The sequence below is a fragment of the Leyella stercorea genome (assembly GCF_021531655.1).
Map to the genome: position 1 here is coordinate 71,772 of NZ_JADYUF010000009.1, position 24,516 is coordinate 96,287.

Annotated in this window: 20 protein-coding genes and 1 pseudogene; 16 read left to right on the forward strand and 5 right to left on the reverse strand. The window is 42.6% G+C overall.

The genetic code is table 11. The features are described from left to right. Positions 1-7: 7 nt before the first annotated feature. Positions 8-2,488, forward strand: a complete 2,481-nt coding sequence (locus I6E49_RS04210; RefSeq protein WP_441006958.1) for a glycoside hydrolase family 95 protein — start codon at positions 8-10, stop codon at positions 2,486-2,488. Positions 2,489-2,604: 116 nt separating this feature from the next. On the opposite strand, the gene gpmI is transcribed toward I6E49_RS04210, so the two are convergent. From gpmI to I6E49_RS04230, 4 genes are all read right to left on the reverse strand, one after another. Then, on the reverse strand, positions 2,605-4,128 hold the full coding sequence (gpmI, locus tag I6E49_RS04215) for a 2,3-bisphosphoglycerate-independent phosphoglycerate mutase (RefSeq protein ID WP_235400640.1): 1,524 nt from the start codon (positions 4,126-4,128) through the stop codon (positions 2,605-2,607). Between the two features lie 162 nt (positions 4,129-4,290). Further along, positions 4,291-5,403, reverse strand: coding sequence for a helix-turn-helix domain-containing protein (locus I6E49_RS04220; RefSeq protein WP_235400641.1), 1,113 nt, complete (start codon positions 5,401-5,403; stop codon positions 4,291-4,293). 276 nt (positions 5,404-5,679) lie between these two features. Next, positions 5,680-6,705 (reverse strand): hypothetical protein, encoded by a 1,026-nt coding sequence (locus I6E49_RS04225; RefSeq protein WP_235400642.1) that lies wholly within the window; start codon positions 6,703-6,705, stop codon positions 5,680-5,682. Positions 6,706-6,829: 124 nt separating this feature from the next. After that, a complete protein-coding gene (locus I6E49_RS04230; RefSeq protein ID WP_235400643.1) occupies positions 6,830-7,450 on the reverse strand; it encodes a DUF308 domain-containing protein in 621 nt (206 codons plus the stop codon). 204 nt (positions 7,451-7,654) lie between these two features. On the opposite strand from I6E49_RS04230, the gene I6E49_RS04235 reads away from it, so the two are divergent. The 15 genes and pseudogenes from I6E49_RS04235 to I6E49_RS04305 all read left to right on the forward strand — a co-directional run bounded on the left by I6E49_RS04235 (position 7,655) and on the right by I6E49_RS04305 (position 23,849). Continuing rightward, positions 7,655-8,347 (forward strand): hypothetical protein, encoded by a 693-nt coding sequence (locus I6E49_RS04235; RefSeq protein WP_235400644.1) that lies wholly within the window; start codon positions 7,655-7,657, stop codon positions 8,345-8,347. A gap of 172 nt (positions 8,348-8,519) precedes the next feature. Next, positions 8,520-9,275: a tRNA threonylcarbamoyladenosine dehydratase gene (locus tag I6E49_RS04240; RefSeq protein WP_235400645.1), complete on the forward strand. Its 756-nt coding sequence runs from the start codon at positions 8,520-8,522 to the stop codon at positions 9,273-9,275. A 72-nt stretch (positions 9,276-9,347) separates the two neighbouring features. Further along, positions 9,348-11,921: a polysaccharide biosynthesis/export family protein gene (locus tag I6E49_RS04245; RefSeq protein ID WP_235400647.1), complete on the forward strand. Its 2,574-nt coding sequence runs from the start codon at positions 9,348-9,350 to the stop codon at positions 11,919-11,921. Positions 11,922-11,958: 37 nt separating this feature from the next. Next, a pseudogene (locus I6E49_RS04250) lies at positions 11,959-13,145 on the forward strand (ATP-binding protein); the annotation flags it as partial. Positions 13,146-13,190: 45 nt separating this feature from the next. Continuing rightward, on the forward strand, positions 13,191-14,303 hold the full coding sequence (locus tag I6E49_RS04255) for an ATP-binding protein (RefSeq protein WP_235400649.1): 1,113 nt from the start codon (positions 13,191-13,193) through the stop codon (positions 14,301-14,303). Between the two features lie 224 nt (positions 14,304-14,527). Beyond that, positions 14,528-15,556 carry a chain-length determining protein gene (locus I6E49_RS04260; RefSeq protein WP_235400650.1) on the forward strand — a complete coding sequence of 343 codons (1,029 nt, stop codon included), beginning with the start codon at positions 14,528-14,530 and terminating at the stop codon, positions 15,554-15,556. Positions 15,557-15,614: 58 nt separating this feature from the next. Next, a complete protein-coding gene (locus I6E49_RS04265; RefSeq protein ID WP_235400651.1) occupies positions 15,615-16,469 on the forward strand; it encodes an AAC(3) family N-acetyltransferase in 855 nt (284 codons plus the stop codon). After that, positions 16,466-17,785: an oligosaccharide flippase family protein gene (locus I6E49_RS04270; RefSeq protein ID WP_235400652.1), complete on the forward strand. Its 1,320-nt coding sequence runs from the start codon at positions 16,466-16,468 to the stop codon at positions 17,783-17,785. The genes I6E49_RS04265 and I6E49_RS04270 overlap by 4 nt, the downstream gene beginning before the upstream one ends. Further along, positions 17,782-19,122 carry a hypothetical protein gene (locus tag I6E49_RS04275; RefSeq protein WP_235400653.1) on the forward strand — a complete coding sequence of 447 codons (1,341 nt, stop codon included), beginning with the start codon at positions 17,782-17,784 and terminating at the stop codon, positions 19,120-19,122. The genes I6E49_RS04270 and I6E49_RS04275 overlap by 4 nt, the downstream gene beginning before the upstream one ends. After that, a complete protein-coding gene (locus tag I6E49_RS04280) occupies positions 19,100-20,224 on the forward strand; it encodes a glycosyltransferase (RefSeq protein ID WP_235400654.1) in 1,125 nt (374 codons plus the stop codon). Before I6E49_RS04275 ends, I6E49_RS04280 begins: the two co-directional genes overlap by 23 nt. 416 nt (positions 20,225-20,640) lie before the next feature. Continuing rightward, entirely contained in the window at positions 20,641-21,729 is a 1,089-nt protein-coding gene (locus I6E49_RS04285; RefSeq protein WP_235400655.1) for a glycosyltransferase family 4 protein, read from the forward strand. Between the two features lie 89 nt (positions 21,730-21,818). After that, complete coding sequence (locus I6E49_RS04290; protein ID WP_235400656.1) at positions 21,819-22,268, forward strand: hypothetical protein; 450 nt, start codon at positions 21,819-21,821, stop codon at positions 22,266-22,268. A gap of 197 nt (positions 22,269-22,465) precedes the next feature. Further along, a complete protein-coding gene (locus I6E49_RS04295) occupies positions 22,466-22,717 on the forward strand; it encodes a hypothetical protein (protein ID WP_235400657.1) in 252 nt (83 codons plus the stop codon). An 11-nt stretch (positions 22,718-22,728) separates the two neighbouring features. Further along, positions 22,729-23,067 carry a DUF4325 domain-containing protein gene (locus tag I6E49_RS04300; protein WP_235400658.1) on the forward strand — a complete coding sequence of 113 codons (339 nt, stop codon included), beginning with the start codon at positions 22,729-22,731 and terminating at the stop codon, positions 23,065-23,067. A gap of 20 nt (positions 23,068-23,087) precedes the next feature. After that, on the forward strand, positions 23,088-23,849 hold the full coding sequence (locus tag I6E49_RS04305) for a glycosyltransferase family 2 protein (RefSeq protein WP_235400659.1): 762 nt from the start codon (positions 23,088-23,090) through the stop codon (positions 23,847-23,849). A 204-nt stretch (positions 23,850-24,053) separates the two neighbouring features. Here I6E49_RS04305 and I6E49_RS04310 read toward each other — a convergent pair whose 3' ends face one another. Then, positions 24,054-24,278, reverse strand: coding sequence for a hypothetical protein (locus I6E49_RS04310; RefSeq protein ID WP_235392326.1), 225 nt, complete (start codon positions 24,276-24,278; stop codon positions 24,054-24,056). Positions 24,279-24,516 lie beyond the last annotated feature (238 nt).

The following is a 24,516-nucleotide window of genomic DNA, read 5'->3' on the forward strand; positions in this document are numbered from 1 at the left end:
AATACAAATGCTTAAAAGATTTCTCTACACCGTTGCACTCGTTGCAACTTCATCAACAACAGCTATGGCCCAGCACGGGCTCAACTACTGGTTTGACACTCCAGCCACTATGCGAGGACAAGCCGTGTGGTATGGTGGTAATCCGCAAATGTGGAAAGGCGAAAACAAGCCTGAAAGAGCGGGCGATACTGTGAAGAATCCCGACCAGGAATGGGAGTCGCAGTCGCTGCCTATAGGCAATGGCTCGATAGGTGCCAACATCATGGGTTCTGTTCCTGCAGAGCGTATCACCCTCAACGAGAAGACACTCTGGCGTGGCGGACCTAACACAAGCAAGGGCGCACGCTACTACTGGGATGTCAACAAGCAGTCGGCTGGTGTCATCAAGGACATACGTCAGGCTTTTGTCGACAACGACTTGAAGAAGGCGGAAATGCTTACACGCAAAAACTTCAACAGTCCGGTGCCCTACGAGGCAGATGCAGAGAACCCGTTCCGCTTTGGTAGCTTCACTACAGCAGGCGAACTTTATATCGAGACCGGACTGAGCGAGGTGGGCATGACAGGCTATCGCCGCTCGCTCTCTATCGACTCGGCTCTGGCTGTGGTGTCGTTTGCCAAGGACGGTGTCAGCTATACACGCGAATACTTCGTCAGCTATCCTGCCAATGTGATGGCTGTACGCTTCAAGGCTTCGCGTAAGGGAATGCAGAACCTCGTGCTTTCGTATGCCAAGAACCCCGTTTCGGAGGGCAAGATGATAGCCGAAGGCAACGACGAACTCTTGTGGAACGCCCGTCTCGACAATAATAATATGCAGTATTGCATACGTATGAAGGCGGTGGCAAAGGGCGGAACCGTAGACAATCATAACGGAAAAATTACCGTTAAGGGTGCCGACGAGGTGGTGTTCATCATCACAGCCGACACCGACTACAAGCCCAACTACAATCCCAACTTCGACGATGCAAAGGCTTATGTAGGCGTCAATCCTGAGTCTACTACACGCCAGTGGGTCGACAAGGCTGTAGCCAAGAGCTATGAGTCGCTGTTCATCGAGCATTACAATGACTACGCAAGTCTGTTCAACCGCGTAAAGCTCAACATCAACAACGCCACAGCCAACGTTAAGGATATGCCTATCAACCAGCGACTCAGCAACTATCGTCGCGGCCAGAAGGACTTCTATCTCGAACAGCTCTACTATCAGTTCGGGCGCTATCTGCTCATCGCTTCGTCGCGCCCCGGCAATATGCCTGCCAACCTCCAGGGAGTATGGCACAATAATGTTGACGGACCTTGGCGTGTCGACTATCACACCAACATCAACGTGCAGATGAACTACTGGCCGGCATGCCAGACCAACCTCAGCGAATGCGAGCAGCCGTTGTTCGACTTCATACGTACTCTCATCAAGCCGGGTGAGGTTACTGCCAAGGCATATTTCGGTACACGTGGATGGACAACATCTGTATCTGCCAACATCTTCGGATTCACTTCGCCCTTGGCGAGCGAGGATATGTCGTGGAACTTCTCACCGTTTGCAGGTCCGTGGCTTGCCACACACATGTGGAACTACTACGACTATACTCGCGACCGCCGATTCCTTGCCAATGAGGCTTACGACATAATCAAGGGTAGTGCCGACTTTGCTGCCGACTATCTGTGGCACCGTAAGGATGGAGTATATACAGCTGCGCCTTCTACTTCGCCCGAACACGGACCGGTTGACGAGGGTGCTACGTTTGCACACGCTGTAGTACGTGAGATTCTTATGGATGCTATTGAGGCAAGCAAGATTCTCGGTCGCGACGCCAAGGACCGTCGTGTGTGGGAAGATGCTTTGAAGCATATCGCTCCTTATAAGATTGGTCGTTATGGACAGCTTATGGAGTGGTCGCGCGACATTGACGACCCGAAGGACGAGCACCGTCACGTCAATCATCTGTTCGGATTGCACCCGGGTCACACCGTTTCGCCTGTCACAACTCCTGAACTTGCCAAGGCTTCGCGTGTAGTACTCGAGCATCGTGGCGACGGAGCTACAGGCTGGTCGATGGGATGGAAGCTCAATCAGTGGGCACGGCTGCATGACGGCAACCACGCATACAAGCTCTATGGCAACTTGCTTAAGAATGGTACGCTCGACAATCTGTGGGACACTCATGCTCCTTTCCAGATTGACGGCAACTTCGGTGGAACTGCCGGTGTGACCGAAATGCTGATGCAGAGCCATATGGGATTTGTCCATCTGTTGCCTGCATTGCCCGATGCTTGGGCTGAAGGCAATGTTGAGGGACTGCGTGCTCGTGGCAATTTCACCGTTGGCATCGTATGGAATGGTGGTAAGCTTGCTAAGGCTACCGTTTATTCAGGTGCTGGTGAGCCGTGCGAGGTTCGTTATGGCGACCAGACCATACGCTTCAAGACCCAAAAGGGCAAGACATACAGCGTTACCAGCGTGAATGGTAAGCTGATTGTTAAGTAAGGGCAAAACATTTATATACAAAAAAAACTGGCAAGTCGACCAATTGGTCAACTTGCCAGTTTTTTTTTGTATTTAGTAAATCCGTAGATTACTTGTTTATTTGGTTAATTCGTAGATTACTTGTTGTCCTCAATAAGGTTCTCGCCAGTCATATCGGCAGGCTGCTCCAGTCCCATGATGTGGAGAATAGAAGGAGCAACGTCAGCCAGACGACCGTCCTTAACAGTTGCTGAGTTGTTGTCAGTAACGTAGATGAACGGAACCGGGTTCAATGAATGGGCTGTGTTAGGAGTGCCATCCTCATTAAGAGCGTGGTCGGCGTTGCCGTGGTCGGCGATGATGATAGTCTCGTAATCGTTAGCCTTGGCAGTCTCAACAACCTCCTTAACGCAGTTGTCGATAGCGTGAACAGCCTTAGCGATAGCGTTGTAGATACCAGTGTGGCCTACCATGTCGCCGTTGGCGAAGTTGACAACGATGAAGTCGTACTCCTGAGTCTTGATCGCACCAACGAGCTTGTCCTTAACCTCGTATGCGCTCATCTCCGGCTTCAAGTCGTAAGTGGCAACCTTAGGTGAAGGAACAAGGATACGGTCCTCACCCTCGTACGGAGTCTCACGACCACCGTTGAAGAAGAATGTTACGTGAGCATACTTCTCTGTCTCGGCTGTATGGAGCTGACGCTTGCCGTTGGCAGCGAGGTATTCGCCGAGAGTATTTGTTACGTTCTCCTTCGGGAAGAGGATGTGTACACCCTCGAACGAAGCGTCGTACGGAGTCATGCAGTAGTACTGCAGATCCTTGATGGTGTGCATGCCAGCCTCGGTGTGGTCCTTCTGTGTGAGCACCTCAGTAAGCTCCTTGGCACGGTCGTTACGATAGTTGATGAAGATGACAACGTCGCCCTCCTGGATTGTACCGTCAACGGTAGAGTTGTTGATAGGAAGGATGAACTCATCAGTTACGCCCTCGTCGTAGCTTTCCTGCATAGCCTGAACCATATCAGCCGACTGCTTGCCCTTGCCTTCAACGAGCAGGTCGTAAGCCTCCTTGACACGCTCCCAACGCTTGTCGCGGTCCATAGCGTAGAAACGACCTACGATGCTTGCGATGTGTGCGCCGTTGTCAGAGCAGCACTGCTGTACCTGCTCGATGAATCCCTTGCCCGACTTCGGGTCGGTATCACGGCCGTCCATAAAGCAGTGTACGTATACGTCCTTCAGACCATACTCCTTACCAATCTCGATGAACTTGAAGAGGTGGTCGAGTGAAGAGTGTACGCCGCCAGTAGAAGTAAGACCCATAAGGTGGAGCTTCTTGCCGGTCTTCTGAGCGTAGCTGTAAGCGTTAATGATTTCCTTGTTCTTGAGGATAGAACCGTCCTTGCATGCGCGGTTGATCTTTACGAGGTCCTGATAAACGATGCGACCAGCACCGATGTTGAGGTGACCTACCTCCGAGTTACCCATCTGTCCTTCGGGCAGACCAACGTCTTCGCCACAGGTGAGGAGCTGTGAGTGAGCACTAACAGCTGTGAGATAGTCGAGATAAGGAGTAGGTGTGTTGTAGATAACGTCTCCCTTGCCATGCTGGCCGATGCCCCATCCGTCGAGGATCATCAATAATGCTTTCTTTGCCATAATTATTGTAAAAATCTTATAAATGAATTGTTCTGCGATATAAAGGCTTCCCAATGCTTTACACATTGTCACCTTATTATATACAATATGCAAAATTACAATTTTCGGTTTAATTGGCAAAATAACTGAAAACAAGTTTAACAACAATTATAATGCAGTCATTTAGCTCTGCATTTCGCGCCATTCGCGTGGCGACATACCTGTGTTGTCGTTGAAAATCTTGTACAGTTGGCTGCGCGATGAGAATCCGCAATATATAGATATTGTATCGTTGTTGTATTCGGGATGTGCCTTGACAAGCCGTTGTGCTTCTGCAAAGCGTATGCCCGACAGCCACACTCTGAATGTAGAGTTAAGGTACTGGTCGAAGTATTGACTCAGTCGTATGCGCGAAATGCCGGTTTGTTGCGACAGCTTGCCTATGTTGGCAGAGCTGTCCCTGAATCCTCCGTTTGCAACCCATTGTCCCAGTATAATGCTTATTTTTTCGATTTGTCCTGTCGATATGGTTGTAGGGTCATCGTCAGCCAATTCATTGTAGTAGTCTGATGCATTGCCGTATGTTTCGTCTTCGGTCAGCACGTCTTCAACGGGAGCCATGTTGAAGCCTAACGCCACAAAACTTGAAACGAACAGAAACACAGTGAACAGCATTAGCGGACCGACGACATACAATGCCGGTCGCCAAGTTACAGCAAAAATAAGTGTGGACGACAGCATGGAAAGCAATAGATAACTTGCTTTTGTGTAGCGGTCGTACGTTGATATGTCGCCGCCGGTGTCGTTGTTGATGCGGTGTTGTGTGCGTCTTAGTATAATGGTAGGCGACGTCATGAAGTACACCATGCTCAAGGCGAACATGGCGAATATTATACCACGCATTCCGTCAAGTGCCATATTGCCACTTGTATACCATCCTATTGCAAACACCACGACTATGGATAAGCAAGCCAATGCGCCTACTATGGCATAGCGACGTGTGGTTTTGCGCGAACTTTGTAGCTGTATTATTGAACAAGCCAGAAAATAGTTGGCTATAGGATAGAACAAAGTATTGAATACTGTGCCGACATTATCGTCATTAGCTCTCAGCTTGAACTTTATCTGCAGAGCGTAGTGAACTACCAGTATCAGCATTGTTGCAGCCAGCAGCAGTCGTGACTTCTCGTATTGCGGGGTAGTGGAATTCTGGTACAGTCGCGAAACAAGCAGTTGCAGCATAAGCATTGCGAATACAAGCAAGCATGTGTATTGTAATGTAAATAATGATTCCATATCGTAATCGAAATATTAAAAGCAGTATATAGTAGTAATCTTTTCTGTTATCTTTAACATTACAAAATTACCATTTATTTTCAAGAAACGAATATTTGTAATAGAATTTTATTCTTTTTTTAATTTAAGTTTCGCAAGCGAAAGTAGTTCGAAATGCCGCAAATGTGAATACAAAAAAAATGAGGGTGTTCAAAACTTTATTGTTTTGACACCCTCACAATTTTCAATTGACTTTTATATATAGTGTTGTTGTCCTATGTGATTGTTGGCTATAGTTTAGCGACGGCTTCCAAACGAACCGTGGCTGCTACCGCCATTGTTGCTCTTGCTTCCGCCATTAGAGCGTGAACCGCCTCCAAACGATGAACCTCCATTGCTGCGACTGCCTCCGAAAGAGCCACGTGAGCCGAACGAAGAGCTGTTGTTAGAGCGCGAACCGCTTCCGAATGAATACCCGTTTGAACGTGAACCGCTACCGAATGAAGATGAGTTGCTGCGGTTGCTGTTGCCGAACGAAGGTCTTGACTGGTTTGACGTGTTGGGACGTGTGAACGTATTGCGTGGTGTGCCATATACGTCGTCACCTCCACGGCGTGAACCAAACTGTCCGCGGTTAGTATTGTTGTCGGTCAACGAATGTCTTACTGTAGTGCGTGTGCTGCTGCCACGTGAGCCAAACGAACTCTGTTGACGATTGTTCTTGTTGCCAAACGAGTTTTGTGGACGACCTGAGATATATTGTGGTTCGCGTGAACCGAACGACTGTCTGTTGCCACGTCCATAGTCACCACGGTCAAATCTATCGCGCATTCCGAAGTGGCTGTCGCCGCGACGTGATCCGTAGCTACGTCCATGATACCAAGAACGTCCGTGGTTTGTGCTCCATGAGTGTCCGCCACAATAGTTTACGTATACAGTAGGACGATTGAAGTAGAAGTAGTCGCGGTGCGGATAGCGTGCGTAAATGCCGAAGTGCCAGTAGCCAGCGTTGAAGTAGAGCGGACGATAGAAGTAGGCTGCGTCGCAGAAAGCACGATACTGCCAGTCGAGCAGAACGTAGCTCATGTCGAGATTGCGGTAGCGCCAGTAGGCCCCATACAGGTCGTCGACAGTATTTACACTCATAAGGTAGTCGAGGTTTATCTCGTATGCTGCCTCATACTGGTCGTTGGTCAGATTCAGCTCATAAGCCATTTTGTCGGTCAGGAACAAAGCCTGCTGACGAGCCTGCTCATAACTCATAGCGTTTGACGACATTGTGAACGCCATCAGAAGCATTAGTATGGAAATCAGCTTTTTCATAATGTATATGTTTTATATTGTTCGACAATTGGTTTCTTTTTACACTTGCAAAGATACATACACATTATGGGTTGGCAAAAGGATTTTCCCTAAACGCGTGTGGGAAAATCCCTATTGTTGTTTTTCAGTCTTTCGGTTGCTGGTCGTCTTCCTTTACTGTAGTGCTCACGTTACGCTCTATGCTGCGACGCAACTGGTGCAGCTTGATGGCGTTGGTCAGTTCCACAATGCCATAGACAATCATGCTCCAGCCTATGACGAATAATGGAGCCGATGCAATAGACGATGGCGAAACTATAGCCACAATACCTATAAGCAGAGTCAGCGCCGGCATAATCCAGTAGTAGAATCCGATGCGTGCCATGCGTGATACCGCTACAAGATTTGCCATCTGGCTTATGGCTCCCAGTATGAGTATGGCTGCAAGAATGTACATCAGACTTTGCACGAATGTGTTGGGCATAAGAGCCAGGATGAGTCCAAGTATGAGGCTGCCCAGTCCGACGATTGGAAACGTAGGCTTCATGCCAGTCAGCAGTCTGCCGTCGGCATCAAACACCTGTATGTCGTTTTTCTTGCCTCGTGCAATGAAGTAAGTTACGCACGAGAACACTCCCGACAGGAAGAACAGCACACCAATGGCAATAGTTATCCACGTTACGGTAAGTTCGCGATACTTCACGATGAGCGCTCCTACAATAATGGCGCACAATGCGCGCACAACAGAACTTTGAAATACTTTCATATCTTCTTGCTTTTTTTGATTATATACAATAATGTGTATGGCAAATTTATACATTATTATCTATATAGACAACACAAATGTCGTTTTTATGCCTTATAAAGTGGCAAATAGGGATTTCCCTATTTACTATTATGGTTTTTATACATTGCCGTGTTGTTTGGTTTTTCTATCTTTGCACCAGAAAACAATTAAAACACATACATTATGAAACGAATTTATACTTTCCTTACAATGTTCATGTTGGCATTAATGCCGGCAATGATGACAAGTTGTGATACTGACGATGATTATTGGTACGACGACTATTATGGTGAATGGTATGACGAATACGATTGGTATAATGATCCATTTGATCATGGTAACAACCAACTGGTATCGATGGCTCGCACTCTCAATGGCACATGGACAGGTGATGCCAAGAGCGATTTTAAAGAAGATGGCCAGTGGTATACTGCTTACTTCGATGTAGAGTTCACCTTCACGCAGTACACCTCAATGTCGTGCAACGGTACCGGATACGAGACCGACTATGCCGACAATGGCGAAACCAATGTCAGTCGCTTCAAGTGGTATATCGACCCTCGTACGGGCAATATCAATATAGAGTACATCCCGAGCGGATCCCGATACCTTCTCGATGCCAATGGCAATTCCGATAAATCCGGTTTCTTCCTTGGATGGGACTCTAAAGAGAAGCAGGATCTGTTCAATGGAGTAATGGAAGGCATCAACGTTGACGAGTACATAACGTTCGACTGCGAACGTGTCACAAGTCGCGGCACACGTGCTCTTGGTTCAGACTTTGTACAGACAACATCGCAGGGCAAGTCGTATGGCAAGGGATTCACATTGAAGCGCGTTGAAAATAATGTACCGAAGACTCTGCGTCGCAGATAATATAGGAACGGCTGACTCCAGTCCGACGCGCAGCAAGAATATTGAAACAGCAAACTTTAGTAGCGGAGGCCGAAAGACCTCCGCTATTGTTATTGTGTAAAATCCCATTCTTTTTCATTGTTTATTTTCTGTAAATCCGTAACTTTGCAAATATCAAACAAAGTGAAAGACAATGGAAAAAGAAAATGATATATTCCAGAGAGCCGAATTGCTCTTGGGCAACGATGTGATGAATCAGATAGCCTCCAAGCGTGTCATCGTGTTTGGGGTAGGAGGCGTTGGCAGTTGGTGTGTTGAGTGTCTGGTACGTTCGGGCATACGTCGCATCACGATAGTCGACTTCGACAGCGTGTGTGCCTCAAATGTCAACCGCCAGCTTATGGCCACTACCAACACCATAGGTCGCGTCAAGGTTGAAGCTTTAAAGGAGCGATTGCTCCAGATCAACCCTGATTGCGAGGTCACAGCCTTGCAGAAGATGTTCACCGAAGAGACAGCCGACGAGTTCTGTCTCGACCAGTACGACTATATCATCGATGCCATTGACTCGCTAAAGGACAAGGTGGCGCTCATAATGCGCGCATGTCAGACATCAGCTGTATTCTTCTCGTCGATGGGAGCAGCCTTAAAGATGGACCCAACCCGAATACGCGTGGCAGAGTTTTGGAAGGTGCGTGGCTGTCCGCTTGGTTCAGCTCTGCGCAAACGTATGAAGCGGGCCCAACTTAAGCCAGCCCATAAGTTCCAGTGTGTGTATAGCGAGGAACTTCTTGACAATGTCGGTCCGCAACCCGAACCTGAATACAAGAAGCAAACTAATGGCAGTATGTCGCACATTACAGCCATCTTCGGCTTCACCATTGCAGGATTGGTGCTCAACGATATTCGCGATAAAGCACTAAAAGTCGACAGCGAACACAACAATTAAGCCGTTTGGCAGTTATATATATTATATAATGTATAGATATAACAGTTTAACGTATTCACATAATAATTCATAATGAGACGATACATAGTATACATATTGCTTGCTCTTCTGATGCCTTTGGCGGCAGTAGCACAGTCGATGACCGACGATCAGGTTATGGCATTTGTAGCCAAGGAGCATGCAGCCGGCACGTCAAATGCCCAGATTGTAACCAAACTCATGCAGCGTGGAGTCGACATATCTCAGATACGTCGCGTGCGCACCAAGTACGAGAGCCAGATGAATCAAGGCTCAATGAGTTCGATGTCAGGCAAGAGTGCAGCTGAAACCTCACGTATGCGCACCAATAATGGCAAGACACGCAATGACTATGGCAAGAAGGCTGATGCTGAGGCTGCCGAATATTCTTCGCAGCGAGTTAAGGCGCAGCCCGACCGCACCTATACCCATACCTACGACGACAACGATGAGGAGTATGTCGACTTTCAGAAAGAGATGGCTGCAATGGTCAGTAGCGATAAGGACTCATTGGCAAAAAGCAAAAACCGTGTCTTCGGTCGCGACATCTTCAATAGCAAGCTTCTTTCGTTTGAACCCAATATGAACATAGCCACACCTCAGAACTATCGCCTCGGTCCGGGCGATGCCGTCATTATAGATATATACGGAGCGTCGCAGAAGACCGAGCAATGTACCGTATCGCCCGATGGCGATGTGACAATCGAAGGTTACGGACCCGTTCAAGTGTCAGGACTCACCGTAGCACAGGCCAATGCACGCCTGCGTTCTACGCTTGGCAGCCGCTATACAAGCAGCCGTGTACGACTCACAGTAGGTCAGACACGCACCATTATGGTCAATGTGATGGGCGAGGTGCGCTTGCCTGGTACATACACGCTGTCTGCCTTTGCTACAGTATTCCACGCCCTATACATGGCAGGAGGCACCAACGACCTTGGTACGTTGCGTAACATCAAGGTGTATCGTAGCGGTCGGCTCGTCACCGTAGTCGACATTTACGACTATATACTCAACGGTCGACTTACGGGCAACGTGCGTCTTGCCGAAGGCGATGTTATCGTAGTAGGTCCCTACGACTGCCTTGTTAACATTTCGGGCAAGGTGAAGCGTCCAATGTTCTACGAGATGAAGAAGAACGAGTCGGTAGCTTCACTTCTAAAATATGCAGGTTCGTTCACGGGCGATGCCTATACCAAGGCAGTTCGTGTCAATCGCAAGACCGGCCGCGAGTATTCGGTATATAATGTTGGCGAGTTCGACTACTCAAGTTTCCAGATAGCCGACGGCGACTCGGTAGAGGTAGACTCCATCTTGCCTCGTTTTGCCAACACAGTAGAGGTGCGTGGCGCAGTATTCCGTCCTGGCAAGTACAATCTTGGAGGTCAGGTCAACAGCGTGCGCACTCTTCTTGCCCAGGCAGAGGGCGTGACCGAGAAAGCCTTCACAGCTCGTGCCGTAATGCATCGCTTGAAAGCCGACCGCTCGCTTGAGGCAATACGCGTTGACGTGGCAGGCATCATGAGTGGACGTGTAGCCGACATGCCATTGAAGGAGAATGACGTGCTCTTCATTCCCACACGTCCAGAGGAAATACAGGAGCGCACGCTTACCATACGTGGCGAGGTGAACTATCCCGGCACCTATCGCTATGCCGAGAACGAGACCGTTGAAGACTTCGTGCTTCAGGCAGGCGGATTGACCGATCGTGCCTCGTCTGTCAATGTCTACATTAGTCGACGTATCACCGACCCCAAGGCACTGCGTCCCGATTCGGTTATAGCCCAGACCTTCACCGTGTCGTTGAAGGACGGATTTGCTGTAGACGGACAACCCGAGTTCAAGCTCATGCCCTTCGACGAAGTGTACGTAATGCGCAGCCCAGCCTACAGCGAGCAGCAGAATGTAAGTGTTGAGGGCGAAGTAGTGTTTGCAGGAATGTACACTTTGCCTAAGGACAATGTACGATTGAGCGAGCTGTTCCGCAAGTCGGGCGGTTCCAACGGACTGGCTTATATCAAGGGAGCACGCCTTATGCGTCGTGCCAACGAAACCGAGAAGGAGCGCATGCGTGCCGTATTGCGCATGCAGCAGGAGCAGTTGCAGAAGAATCTGCTCCAGCTTTCGGCAAGCAGCAACAATGCAGGCGGCATGCAGCAGGTAGCCGAAGATGCCAAGAATGCCGAACTTGCCAAGTTCAACGTGCCTGACGAATATCCCGTAGGCATCGACCTTGACGAAGCATTGAAGAATCCAGGCAGCGATGCCGACGTAGTGTTGCGCGAGGGCGACCGCCTCATCGTGCCTAAGTACAATGGAACTGTCAAGGTTAATGGAGCCGTAATGTATGCCAATACCGTAGCCTACGAGAAGGGCAAGCGTGCATCTTACTATATCGACCAGGCAGGAGGCTATGCTACAGACGCCGTCAAGAACCGTGCCTACATTATATATATGAACGGTCGTGTAGCCAAGGTTAGCCATGGCGCACGCGTAATGCCGGGTTGCGAGATTGTAGTGCCAGCCAAGCTGAAGCGCAAGATGAGTGTGGCTGAGACCATGAGCCTCGGTTCAAGCATGTCGTCGATAGCCGCCATGATAGCTACGATAGCCAATCTGACGAAGTAAAATTGCCTGATTACGTATACCTCTAATACATACATATATGAAATATCCAATAGGAATACAAGACTTTGTCAAACTTCGTCAGGGCGGATTCGCTTACGTTGACAAAACCAAATTTGTATATAAGCTTGCCGACGAAGGGTCATATTACTTTCTGAGCCGTCCACGACGGTTCGGAAAGAGTCTTTTCCTGTCTACACTCGAAGCCTATTTCCTTGGTAGGAAAGAACTCTTCGAAGGACTTGCCATATATGATATGGAGAAAGAATGGAAGAGTCATCCAATTTTTTATATAGATTTGAATACGGCAAATTTCCGTGACGAGAATAGTCTGTATGAAGTCCTCAATTCACACGTGAGTGTATGGGAAGAAATGTATGGTGCTCGTGAATATGAAACAACACTCGCTTTGCGCTTTAAAGGTGTAATAGCACGTGCTGCCGAAAAGGAAGGACGTGGAGTCGTAATACTAATTGACGAGTATGATAAGCCTATCCTCCAGACTCTGCGCAATGAAGAATTGCAGGAGAGACACCGTTCGTTGCTCAAGTCGTTCTACTCAGTACTGAAGACGCAAGATCGTTATATACGTTTTGCTTTCATTACTGGTGTAACAAAGTTTGGCAAGGTAAGCGTGTTCAGCGACCTCAATAATCTTATGGACATATCCATGGATCAACGCTATATAAGCATTTGTGGTATGACGCAGAATGAACTTCTCTACAACTTTCGTGAAGGTATAGAGCAATTGGGCGAGGCGTATGGCGATACAGAAGAAGAGACATTGAATAAGCTGAAGATAAGATACGACGGCTATCATTTTGAAGAGGATACAGTAGGTATATACAATCCGTTCAGTGTACTCAATACACTGGCTAAGTTGCGTTATAAGGACTATTGGTTTGAAACTGGTACACCCACTTTCCTTGTCGACCTATTGAAGATGCACAATTATCGCCTGTTAGACATCACCAGAGAGAAAGTATCAGGCGACGTTATAAACAGCGTTGATTCGATGTCTACCAATCCTATTCCTATGATATATCAGAGCGGTTACCTTACTATAAAAGGTTACGACGAACGTTTCAAGAAATACCGGCTTGGCTTTCCCAACAAAAGGAAGTAGAAGAAGGTTTCCTTAATTTTCTTTTGCCGTTATATACATCGGCAGGCAATAATTCGCCTTTTATGGTCGACGAGTTTGTGAAGGATGTCAAAGCTGGTAATCTAAGACTCCCGGCAATGTTTATTTAATAGAATGCAAATAAAGATATGCAAGAAAGAAGATTGCCGTTAGGCATACAGGACTTTGAGGAGCTGCGTAATGGAAACTATCTTTACGTGGACAAGACCGATATGGTGTGGGCTGTGGCTAACAACCGCAAATACAATTACCTCAGTCGCCCTCGTCGTTTCGGCAAATCACTTTTTGCGTCTACTTTGAAATGCTATTTCGAAGGCAGGAAGGAATTGTTTGATGGTCTCAAGATAATGTCCATTGAAAAAGAATGGATTGTGCGTCCAGTCATATATTTAAGTATGAGTTTAGGAGGCTCCGATGCTCAATCGTTGAAGGAATATCTCAACGAACGTTTGAGTTATTACGAGTCTGTATATGGAAAGGTACAATCCGAGCAATCATTGGGCAATCGTTTTAATGGCGTGATTCGTCGTGCGTACGAAAAGTCTGGAGTACAGATAGCTGTAATAGTAGACGAGTATGACGTGCCGTTGCAGCATACGTACGATACAGACCAGCATGAGGAATGTCGAACTATATATCGTGATTTTTTTACGGGGTTGAAAGATTTTGGCTATTGTATAAAATGTGTCTTCATAACAGGCATTACTAAGTTTACGCAGATAAGCCTGTTTAGTACTTTGAATACTATTGCCAATATAAGTTTTGACGAATCGTTGGCTACCGTTTGCGGTATCACGTATAGCGAATTGACAGACAATTTTCAGAATGAGATAAAGAGATTGGCTGACAAATGCAATATGAGCGAAGAGGCGACAATCAATGAGATGCAATCCTTGTACGACGGTTATCACTTTGCCTCCAACATGTTGAATGTGTACAACCCCTATAGTGTGTTGTCGGCATTCTCTCGTGGACGTCTTAATTCTTATTGGATAGCATCAGGTTCAAACGAGATGTTATTTAAGGTGTTGAATAAGTTCGCCAAGGATATCCCCATGCTCGATGGTTGTCTTATTGATGCCGACTATCTGGAAGAGAGCGATGTGAATATGATTGACCCGAAGCTGTTCCTCTATCAAGCGGGCTATCTGACAATAAAGTCAGTAGATGGTAATACTTATGTTTTGGGCTATCCGAATCGTGAGGTGAAAGAGGCTGTTCAAAACTCGACATTACGCTGACTCTTATGCTGCTTCTGATAAAAGAGTGATTTGTTTGGCTCTTGAATTCGGAAGAGATAGCAGAAGACTGGAACGATGGGCTGTCATATAATAAAAAAGTATGTAAACAAGCCAAAGAACGCGTCGGGGCATTGCAAAGATAATAATTGGCGCAAGGGAAAGCAAGGGAAAGATAATAATGAAGTATAATAGCCGTTAGTTATAGCGGTTGATAATAAAATAAAATGGTAGAAAATAATAGTAAAGTTATAGATTTGAAATTGGTATTAAAGAGAATAATGGCAAATAAGAAGTTATTTGCCATACTGATACCGATTGTATTTTTATGTTCGTGTCTTTATATCGTAAGTGTACCGCGGTATTACTCCACAGAAACAAAGTTAGCTCCAGAGATAGAAAATTCCATGAGTTCAGGAACTTTGGGGTCTATTGCGTCTTCATTTGGATTTGATATGTCGCAGATGAATTCTACAGATGCTATTACTCCGTTGCTTTATCCTGAATTATTGAAGGATAATAGTTTCGTGTTCAAATTCCTTCCGATTTCTGTAACAACTCAGGATGGGAAAATAAAGACAAATTACTATGATTATTTGACGAAATATAATAAAGTATCGCCAATTTCAAAGTTGTTCAGTTCTGTACAAAAACAAGAGAATCTACCTGATAAACAGACAAATCCATATGATTTGACTGCCGAACAGGATAAGGTGTTTTCTGCGATAAGAGATGACATCAAATTTGTCGTAGACAGTAAAACTGGGGTAATAACAATTTCCGTTAAGTCTCAAGACCCATTGGTTTGTAAAATATTGGCTGATTCAGTACGTGGAATATTGCAGCAATATATTACATCCTATCGTACTAATAAGGCACGAGCAGATGTAGAATATTACAAATCGCTTGTTACTAAGGCAAAGGCAAATTATGAGAAAGCCCGTCAATTATATGGTAGCTTTTCAGATTCCAATGCAGATGTAATTCTTGAGAGTGTTCGTTTAAAGCAGAACGATCTTGAGAATGATATGCAGTTAAAGTTCAATACATACAGTCAACTTAATCAGCAACTACAGGCTGCTATAGCAAAACTACAAGAGAAGACGCCTGCTTTTACAACATTAAAGGGAGCTGCCGTTCCTATTAAGCCTGCAGGTCCGAAGCGAATGATATTCGTTTTGTCTATGGTTTGTGTAGCTTTTGTAATAGGAACGTTGTGGACACTGAGAAAGGATATTCCGAAATTGTTTGTTTAAAATAGATATGGGTCAAAACTTGAGTTTTCTTACTAAAGTCGGTATATTTGTCAAAAAAATGACAGGTATTAAGGATATATCTGCATTTAGAAAAGATGTCAAGAAAGTTGTTGGCAGTATAATCTATCATAAAAAGTATAATGCAGATGATGTTGTGCGTGTAATGCAAGACATGGGCATGAAGAAAGGCTCTGTAGTGTGTATACATGCCGCAATGAAGGAATTCTATAATTATCGTGGTACTGCACAGGAATTGATAGAAAAGATTCTTAATGTGATAACGCCTGAAGGAACATTACTTATGCCTGCTTATCCAAAGCCTGCGTGTATGTTTGATGATTCGTTTGTATTTGACATCAATAACACACCAACTTCCGCTGGCTTTCTTGCAGAAACTTTTCGGAAATGCCCTGGGGTACTACGTAGCATAAACGTTCAGCATTCAGTATGTGCCTGGGGAAAAAATTCAGAATGGCTTATACGGGATCATCATAAAGGTGTAAATTGTTGGGATGAACATTCACCTTGGTATCGTATGACACAGTTAGATGCTCTTGTATTTACTTTAGGATTGCCTGCAAGTTATATCGGAACATTTGATCATTGTGTAGAGGGACTTCTATATAAGGAACATCCATATTGGAAACAGTTTCTTACAAAAACCTATACATTCAGATATTATAATGACGAAGGTAAAGTTTGCTCATATACTTGTCTTACAGGTGATATAGACCGCAGAACCCACGAACAAGTGTTGATATCAAGAATGGGAAGTGCTTACAGAAAACGTCGAATCTCCAATCTGCTGATAAAGGAGTTTGATTCGAAAGCCTGTCTTCAAAAAATGTTGGAATTGGGACGACGTGGAATTACAATGTATTACGTACCATCACCTAAGAAATATAAGTTTTGAATAACTATTTAAGTAAACTGCGTGGCCAGTCATTATTGGTAAATACAGCCAAATTGTCGGTCAGTAATATAATAATGTATGTGTTGCCTATAATAGTGACACCTATATTGTCGCGTCTATACGGACCTGCTGCATTTGGTGAATGGGGTATATTTTCTTCATTCACATCAATTGTAGCAATTGTTATGTTCTTAAGTATTGATAATATTATAGTTAAGGCAGAGGAGGAAGAAGTTGGAAATCTATTGGTACTATGTGGTGGAATAGGTCTGATGGTAATCTCTCTATTGTGTATCGCCTTTACTTTGCTCAATATTTATGACAGCGGTTTTTGTTATATGATTATAACATATATGCTGGCATATTTTGTCTATACTATTGTTTATAATTTGAATAATAGGTATGCAAATTATTCAAAACTTGCAGTTTCGAATGTTCTTCAAGGAGCTACACAGGCTATTGCCAGAATTTCTCTAGGTGTATTTTTTCTTGGGGTTGTTAATGGACTTGTATGCGGAACGATATTAGCTGAAATAATAACATCCATATTTTTGTGTTTTTGTCTATTCAAAATAGATACTCGTAAGTGGACTACAGTTACTGTGAGAGGTGTAAAGAATCTGTTGAAAAAGTATCGTAAGTTTCCGCTGTATGATGCTCCATCAAATCTTCTTGCATTTTCGACGTTGAATTTGCCTATTATAATTCTTGCTGGTACTTATAGCAAGTCAAGTATAGGATGTTTTTCTATTATTTTGCAATTGTTACTTCTGCCTATGTCATTAGTTGGCTCGTCAATGGGCAAGGTGTATTATCAAGAACTATGCAGCGCCGCAGGTGACAGTAAGCGTATAGAGAAAATGTCAGAGTCGATACTTAATATACTGTTAATAGTTTCAGTAATTCCTATGTTATTGCTGAGTTGTGGCGGAGACTATTTGGTTGTGCTGTTTCTTGGTGAGAGTTGGAGTACAGCAGGACATGTCGCTTTGATATTGTCGTTGTGGTCTTTTCCTGTTATCTTGACACAGCCTTTATTGCCGTTATTTAGGGCTTATAATATCCAGAATGTGCTATTGCGTTATGATATATTGTATTTTATTGGAGGAATAGGTAGCTTGTTATTATGTTGCCATTGTTCATGTAGTATGTTTACGACTCTTATTGTCTATGCTGCAATATGTGCATTGGTAAAGTTCGCCCTCTTTCGCAAAATGGCAAGTATAGTTAATTATAATTTGTTTAATCATCGTATGGCATTATCTGTATGGGTGTTTGCTGTATGTATTTTGGTCGTACGACTGGTGTTATTATGAAAAAAGCACTTTCTTATATATTGTCTACTGATTGTCTTTCAGGCAAGCTTATGCTGGCGTGTATATATGCGTTGGCATACGACTTTATGTATGAAAATTTTGTCTATAAACTGTTCGGCTATATTGGCAACATGGATTATGTTGAGATGGGTGTGGAGAATCGTGTCCTGTGGATATTGCTTTCCGTATTGCCATTTGCTGCATACAAAGGCCTGACTAAGATTTCTTCTTTCTTTTCATTGTTCCTCTATTTGTTTGTGTATCTGCCTTTTGTCCACGCCATATTTGTGGCGTATAATATCAGTCAATTGCAGATTTACTCTTATTGTCTTGCAATGATGGTCATTATGATATCGCTGTTTAAGTTAGGTGGTGAATGGACATTGTTGCATGATATTGTAGTGAAACCACAAGTGTCATTACGAACAATAGAAATTATCACTTTGGTCTTGACTCTTTTATTTGTTGCAATAGCGCATAATTCTATGCATTTTGTTAATATATTTACACAGTCAGGAGATATGTATGCTTATCGTGCACAAAATTCAGAAGTTGAGTATCTTGGTGGTGTTGCCTATGTTAGAGGGTGCTTATTTGGAGCTTTCTATCCGTTCTTATTGGTTAGTTATCTTAGGATGAAGAGACGAAAGATGGCTTTGTTACCTTTGATAGGATATTTCCTGCTGTTTGCGGTAGACATGCAGAAGATGACATTTCTTATGCCATTTGCTTTAATATTTATGTATTATGTCATTTCGCTTAACGAGGATAAAATATGCAATTATCTGCATTCCTTCATGATGGTGTGCATATTAATACTATCATTGGTGCTATATATCTTTCAAGATGATGAGATTGTGTTTACTTTAGCTGCTATCGTCTTGTTGCGTACTGTATGTGTCGCAGGCTGGCTTACTCAGTTCTATATTCACTTCTTTAATGAGAATCCGTACACATACTATTCGCACATTAATATTGTTAATTATATTACCGAAGCATACCCATACTCAGAGCCTTTGGGTAGAGTTGTAGCTTATGGTAGCCAGAATGCCAATGCAAATTTTTTCTTAACTGACGGCGTTGCTGCTTGTGGGTTGATTGGAATAATAGTAATTGGTGTGTTCTTTGCTATAGTGTTGTTGTTTATAAATTCAATATCTGCAAGATATAAGAAATCTGATATATTTATAATGTTTATGCCGACGATAGCGTATTTTCTTAATACTTCAATATTTACAACTATGTTATCTAATGGATTGTTTGTATTGATACTTTTGGTTGTATGCTCAAAAAATGTAACTAATAATATGAATTATGAAACTATTGAAGAAAGATAAAAAACTTTGTTTTGTTTTAAATATCGGTCCACATTATCGTTTGCCAATATTTAAGGCTATTGACGAAAGATTTTCGTGCAGTTTTTATTTTGGAAGTCATATGAAACAACAGATAAAGACTTTTGATTATAAAATATTGGAAGGATATGTGGCTACACTTAAGAACTATTTTTGGGGGAACTTTTATTGGCAGTCTAAATCACTGAGGATTATATTCAAAAAATATGATATGTATTTTTTTGTTGGCGAGCCTTATTGTTTGTCATCATGGGTTTTGCTTGTTTTATGCAGGTTGTTAGGTAAACAGACTGTAGCGTGGACGCATGGGTGGTATGGCAGGGAAGGTTTTGTCAAGCGACTTATAAAGCGTATTTATTATTCGCTATATACAAAATTGATGGTATATAACGAGTATTCAATAAAGTTGATGGAGCAAGTAGGCTTTAGTACAGATAAGATGTTTTGTATAGCAAATTCACTTGATACCGACAAAGATATGAAGATACGCTCAGAATTAAAACCCTCCAATATATACCGTGAGCACTTTAAGAACGATTGTCCAACGATTATATATTGTGGGCGAATTCAGAAGTGGAAAAGGCTGGACCTTATTATTCATAGTATAGCCCAGTTCAAGAATGAAGGTAAGACGGTAAATGTTGTATTTTTGGGCAAGGACATTGAGAATGTTGCACTTGATAAACTGGCTGAGAGTCTTGGCGTTTCTAATCAAGTGTGGATGTATGGTCCATGTTATGATGAACAAGTTATTGGTGAGATGTTCTATAATGCCTATGTTTGTTTGTCTCCAGGTAATGTAGGTTTGACTGCCATACATGCCCTGAGTTTTGGCTGTCCAGTTATTACTCACGATGATTTTAAATATCAGAACCCTGAGTTTGAAGCTATAGTGCCTGGTGTTACTGGCGACTTTTTTAAAAAGGATGATATGGCAGACATGAAAGCCAAAATAGAATTATGGATAAATAAAGACGAAGAAGCAAGAAATAATACACGCATAAATGCGTTTAAAGAAATAGAAAAGAAGTGGAATATTCACTATCAACTTGGAATTATTGAGAAAATTGTGAATCGTGATTAATTATAAGGTAAATATAAATACCATATAGCTATATGTGCAACCAATTTGCACGATTATTACATATCATCTAAAAAGATTGTTCTTTGACTTATTGATTATGAGATGGGGTTGAGTTTGACTTCGTTATATACTCTTTTATTTTTACTTTTCAAGTGATGATTTTTTTGTAGCCATTTTAATAATTAACTTCTGGCTTTTTTACTCAATAGTAACAAAGTTTATTACTTGAGATAAAATATGCTTCCCTTAATTCGTATTTTTTATATGTTTTGGCTGCAAAAAAACTCTTACCATTTCAAATCAAAACGTCAAAGAGCACTCTAAATGGTTGTACATTAACTTAATATATATAACTGAAATTTTATATTAACACTAATACACACAATTAACAAATTCGTAAGGATTCAGATACAACTATGAAAATATTTATAGATAACGTTGTTTTTGCATGGCAGAAATCAGGAGGAATTTCTGTTGTCTGGTATGAGTTGCTCAAACGTTTGCTTAATACGCAAGAGCTTGAAGGTAAATTGTACTTTATTGACTATGCTGGTTCTGAGAAAAATATATTTTACCGATTGTTGAATATACCTTCGGCATTAATTTGTAAACGCATATCAAGTAAACTATTTGGTGTAATGAAGTATTTGCCACAAATGTTTAGTAATAAAGGGCAGCACTTCATTTTCCACTCTACGTACTATCGTATTTGCTCGGATAAGAAAGCAATAAATATTGTTACCGTACACGATTTTACTTATGAATATTTTTGTAGCGGTTTGAAGCGTTATATACATAGTCTTACAAAGAACTATGCATTACGTAATGCTGACCATATTATATGCATATCAAATAATACAAAGAAAGATTTGTTGAAATTTGTTGAAGGCTTGGATGAGAGTAAAGTTCATGTTATATACAATGGTGCATCGGATGATTTCTTTAAGTTTGCATCTTCTGCAGATCGGTATTCGATAAAGGAACAACCTTATTTAGTTTATGTTGGCAGTCGTGCATCTTACAAAAATTTTGAGTTGGCAGTACGAACATCTGCTTTAGTAGGCATGGAGTTGATGATTGTGGGTGACAAACTAACGGAAGATGAACGTTTGGTGGTAGATGGGTATCTTAGGAATAATTATAAAGAATTAGGTCGTATTGATAATGCGAAACTCAATGAATTATACAATAAGGCTTTTGCACTTATCTATCCGTCTTCGTATGAAGGTTTTGGGCTCCCAGTAATAGAAGCTCAAAAGGCAGGTTGTCCGGTATTAGCACTAGATAATTCTTCAATTACAGAAATTATTGGTGATAAATCTCAATTAGTTAATGAACCTAAGCCCGAAGCTTTTGCCGATCAAATATATAAACTTCAACAGGAAGATTATAGAAATGTGATTGTTGAGAATGGTATCAATAATGCGAAACGTTTCTCATGGGATGAAACCTATAGGCAGTATTTATTATTGTATGAGGATATTATGAAATGTTATGATAAATAGTTTGGTAGTTTCAATGGTGTCTTTATTATAATATAAATTTGCTGTTGTCGTATTTTTAATATAACTTTGCAAATATAAAAATGTAAGCTATGCCGACAAATGTATTAATACCCAATGTAAGTATAGATGAACGGATTGGAAGTGTCTTTAATTATTTGTTCCATATAATCAATGATTCAGAGAAATCTGAAGACGAAACAGTAGAATGGAACTTTAAAAACGCCTCTTTCTTTCATCCGTTTTTCCTTGCGCCGTTGGCTATATATAAACATAGATGTGGGAAGAAAATACATTGTATAAATAATCCTCAAAACATTAGCGATTATTTTTCAACGATAGCTTTTCACAAGCCTTTGAGCATACAGGCAGAGTCGGATATTAAGGCTCTTTTAGAACCTTATAAACATAAGACTTACACTCCAATCTGTGCATTCCGTGCTTCAGAGGAGAAAGTCGCGGACGAGTTACAGTCTGTTTTACAAGTGTTGATAGAAAACCAAACGAACTATGATAGTTCGGTTAAAACTCCATTGTCATAATTCTCTTAAGTGAGATAATATGCAATGTAAACCAACACTCGTGTAGTAAGTATGGTTATATTTTTGCACAATACTTAAGAAAGGAAGGGTGTATAGATATTTGTATTGCAGATGACGGTATTACCGTATACGGTAGTTATATAAAGAACAAGAAGTATCTTGAGGAAATAGGGGACAATGAAGCAAAGGCTTTGCGTATGGCCAATGATGGTTTTTCTACGAAAGATTCTCCAGAGCGTGGCTATGGACTGAATACATCACGAAGACTCTTAACAAAAGGAATGGGTGGCGATTTCTTCATGCTTTCGGGCAGTGCATTTTACAGATTGTCAAAGGATCATGATGAAGTAGTGGAGTTGCCTAAAACAATACGTTGGGATGGAACTATAGTTCTTATGAGAATACCAGTTACATTGCCAGAACATTTTAATATTTATGAATATATATAAGGAATGAAGTCATGGAAAAGAACATTAAAGTTTTAGACCTATTAGGTCCGGATATTCGTTCCCGTAGCAATGCAGGAGCGATTGAAAAAATCATCAAAGAATCAGGTAATGCAAAGTGCGTTATTGATATGGAGGGTGTGGAGTTTATTTCTCGCTCTTTTGCTGATGAATTGCTTGAAATTTGCAAAAAGTCTTTTTCTGTAATCGTAAATACACATGGGGTCGCAGACACTATAATTAAAATAGTTAGTAAGAGTAGAAGTATAAGAAAAGAGAAACATAAGGGAACTGAAAAGATTGTCAAATTACGTGATATGGCAAGTCTTGAATTATATTTTGCTACATTCTGACTTGTTATATTATTAAGGTAATGACAATATCACTCATAACAGCTACATACAACAGTGGGAAGACCGTGGAGGATACTCTGCGGTCGGTTCTTGCACAGACATATAAGGAGATAGATTATTGGGTTGTAGACGGTGGTTCGAAGGATGACACAATGGATATTGTGCGTAAGTACGAGCCGCTGTTTGGCGGTCGTCTGCATTGGATTTCGGAGCCCGACCGTGGTATATACGACGCCATGAACAAGGGTATTAGCCATAGCACGGGCGACGTGGTTGGCATACTCAATAGCGACGACTTCTTCACGTCGAACGATGTGCTGGAGCGTGTGGCTGCTGAGATGCAGGCCGACAACACTCTGGATGCTGTGTATGGCGACATACATTTCATTAAGGATGGTGCCCCAGACCGCATTGTGCGCTATTATTCGTCTAAGTATTTCCATCCGTTCTGGCTACGCTTCGGCTTCATGCCGGCTCATCCGTCATTTTATGCTCGTAGGGAGGTGTTTGAGAAACATGGCTTGTACTCTCTTGATTACAAGATTGCTGCCGATTACGACATGATGGTCAGACTGTTTCTCAAGCATCGTATAAAGGCAAAATATATGCCGATGGATTTTGTAACGATGCTTATGGGTGGTTTGAGTACCAAAGGAGTGCGCAGTCGTATGGTGCTTGTGAGTGAGGACGTCAAGGCATGCCGTACGTATGGTTTTTATACCAATCGCTTTATGATTAGTCTGAAATTTCTGTATAAGATATTTGAATGTCGCTTTAGGTAATCGAAATGTAGTCCTTTTGCCTTGCAGAAGGACTCCTTTTGCTGTTCAAAACGAGTCCTTTTGCAGCCTAAAACGAATCCTTTTGCAATCTAAAAGGAGTCCTTTTGATTAAGCAGAAAAAGTATATTCAATATACTTGCCTATATAATATATATTACTTCGCCAACGAATACGTATTACTTCGCCTTTGAATACGTATTCAATTTATTTTGACTTCCCCGTTATTAGTTCGTTGAGCAAGAAATCGTAGACATAACGTGGACTCTGATAATATAACGCTGTTTTGTCGTCAATCAACCGTAAATAGGTCTCTGAGTTGATGACGATGTCAAGTGCTTCGGTCATTGTCGAAGCCTTGCCGCTTTCAAAGAGCAGTATGGCAAGCTTTGTTACCATATCGTCTTTCATTATTTCTTTATCATTTTTCATTATTTTATTCTCTTTACTATTGAAAGGGCTTTTTCTGTTCCGAAAAAGTACTGTATTGTCAAGCCCTTCATGTATTTTAATTTGCAGACGAGTGTCGGAAGATCTATCAATTGATTTTCGTATTTCCACAATTGTACACCTACGCGGTCGTTGGCAATCGGACCTATTAACCTGAGTTCGGGATAAGAAAGTCTTTGTAAAAGTTGGTAATCTCAATAATTTTTAGTACCTTTATGAT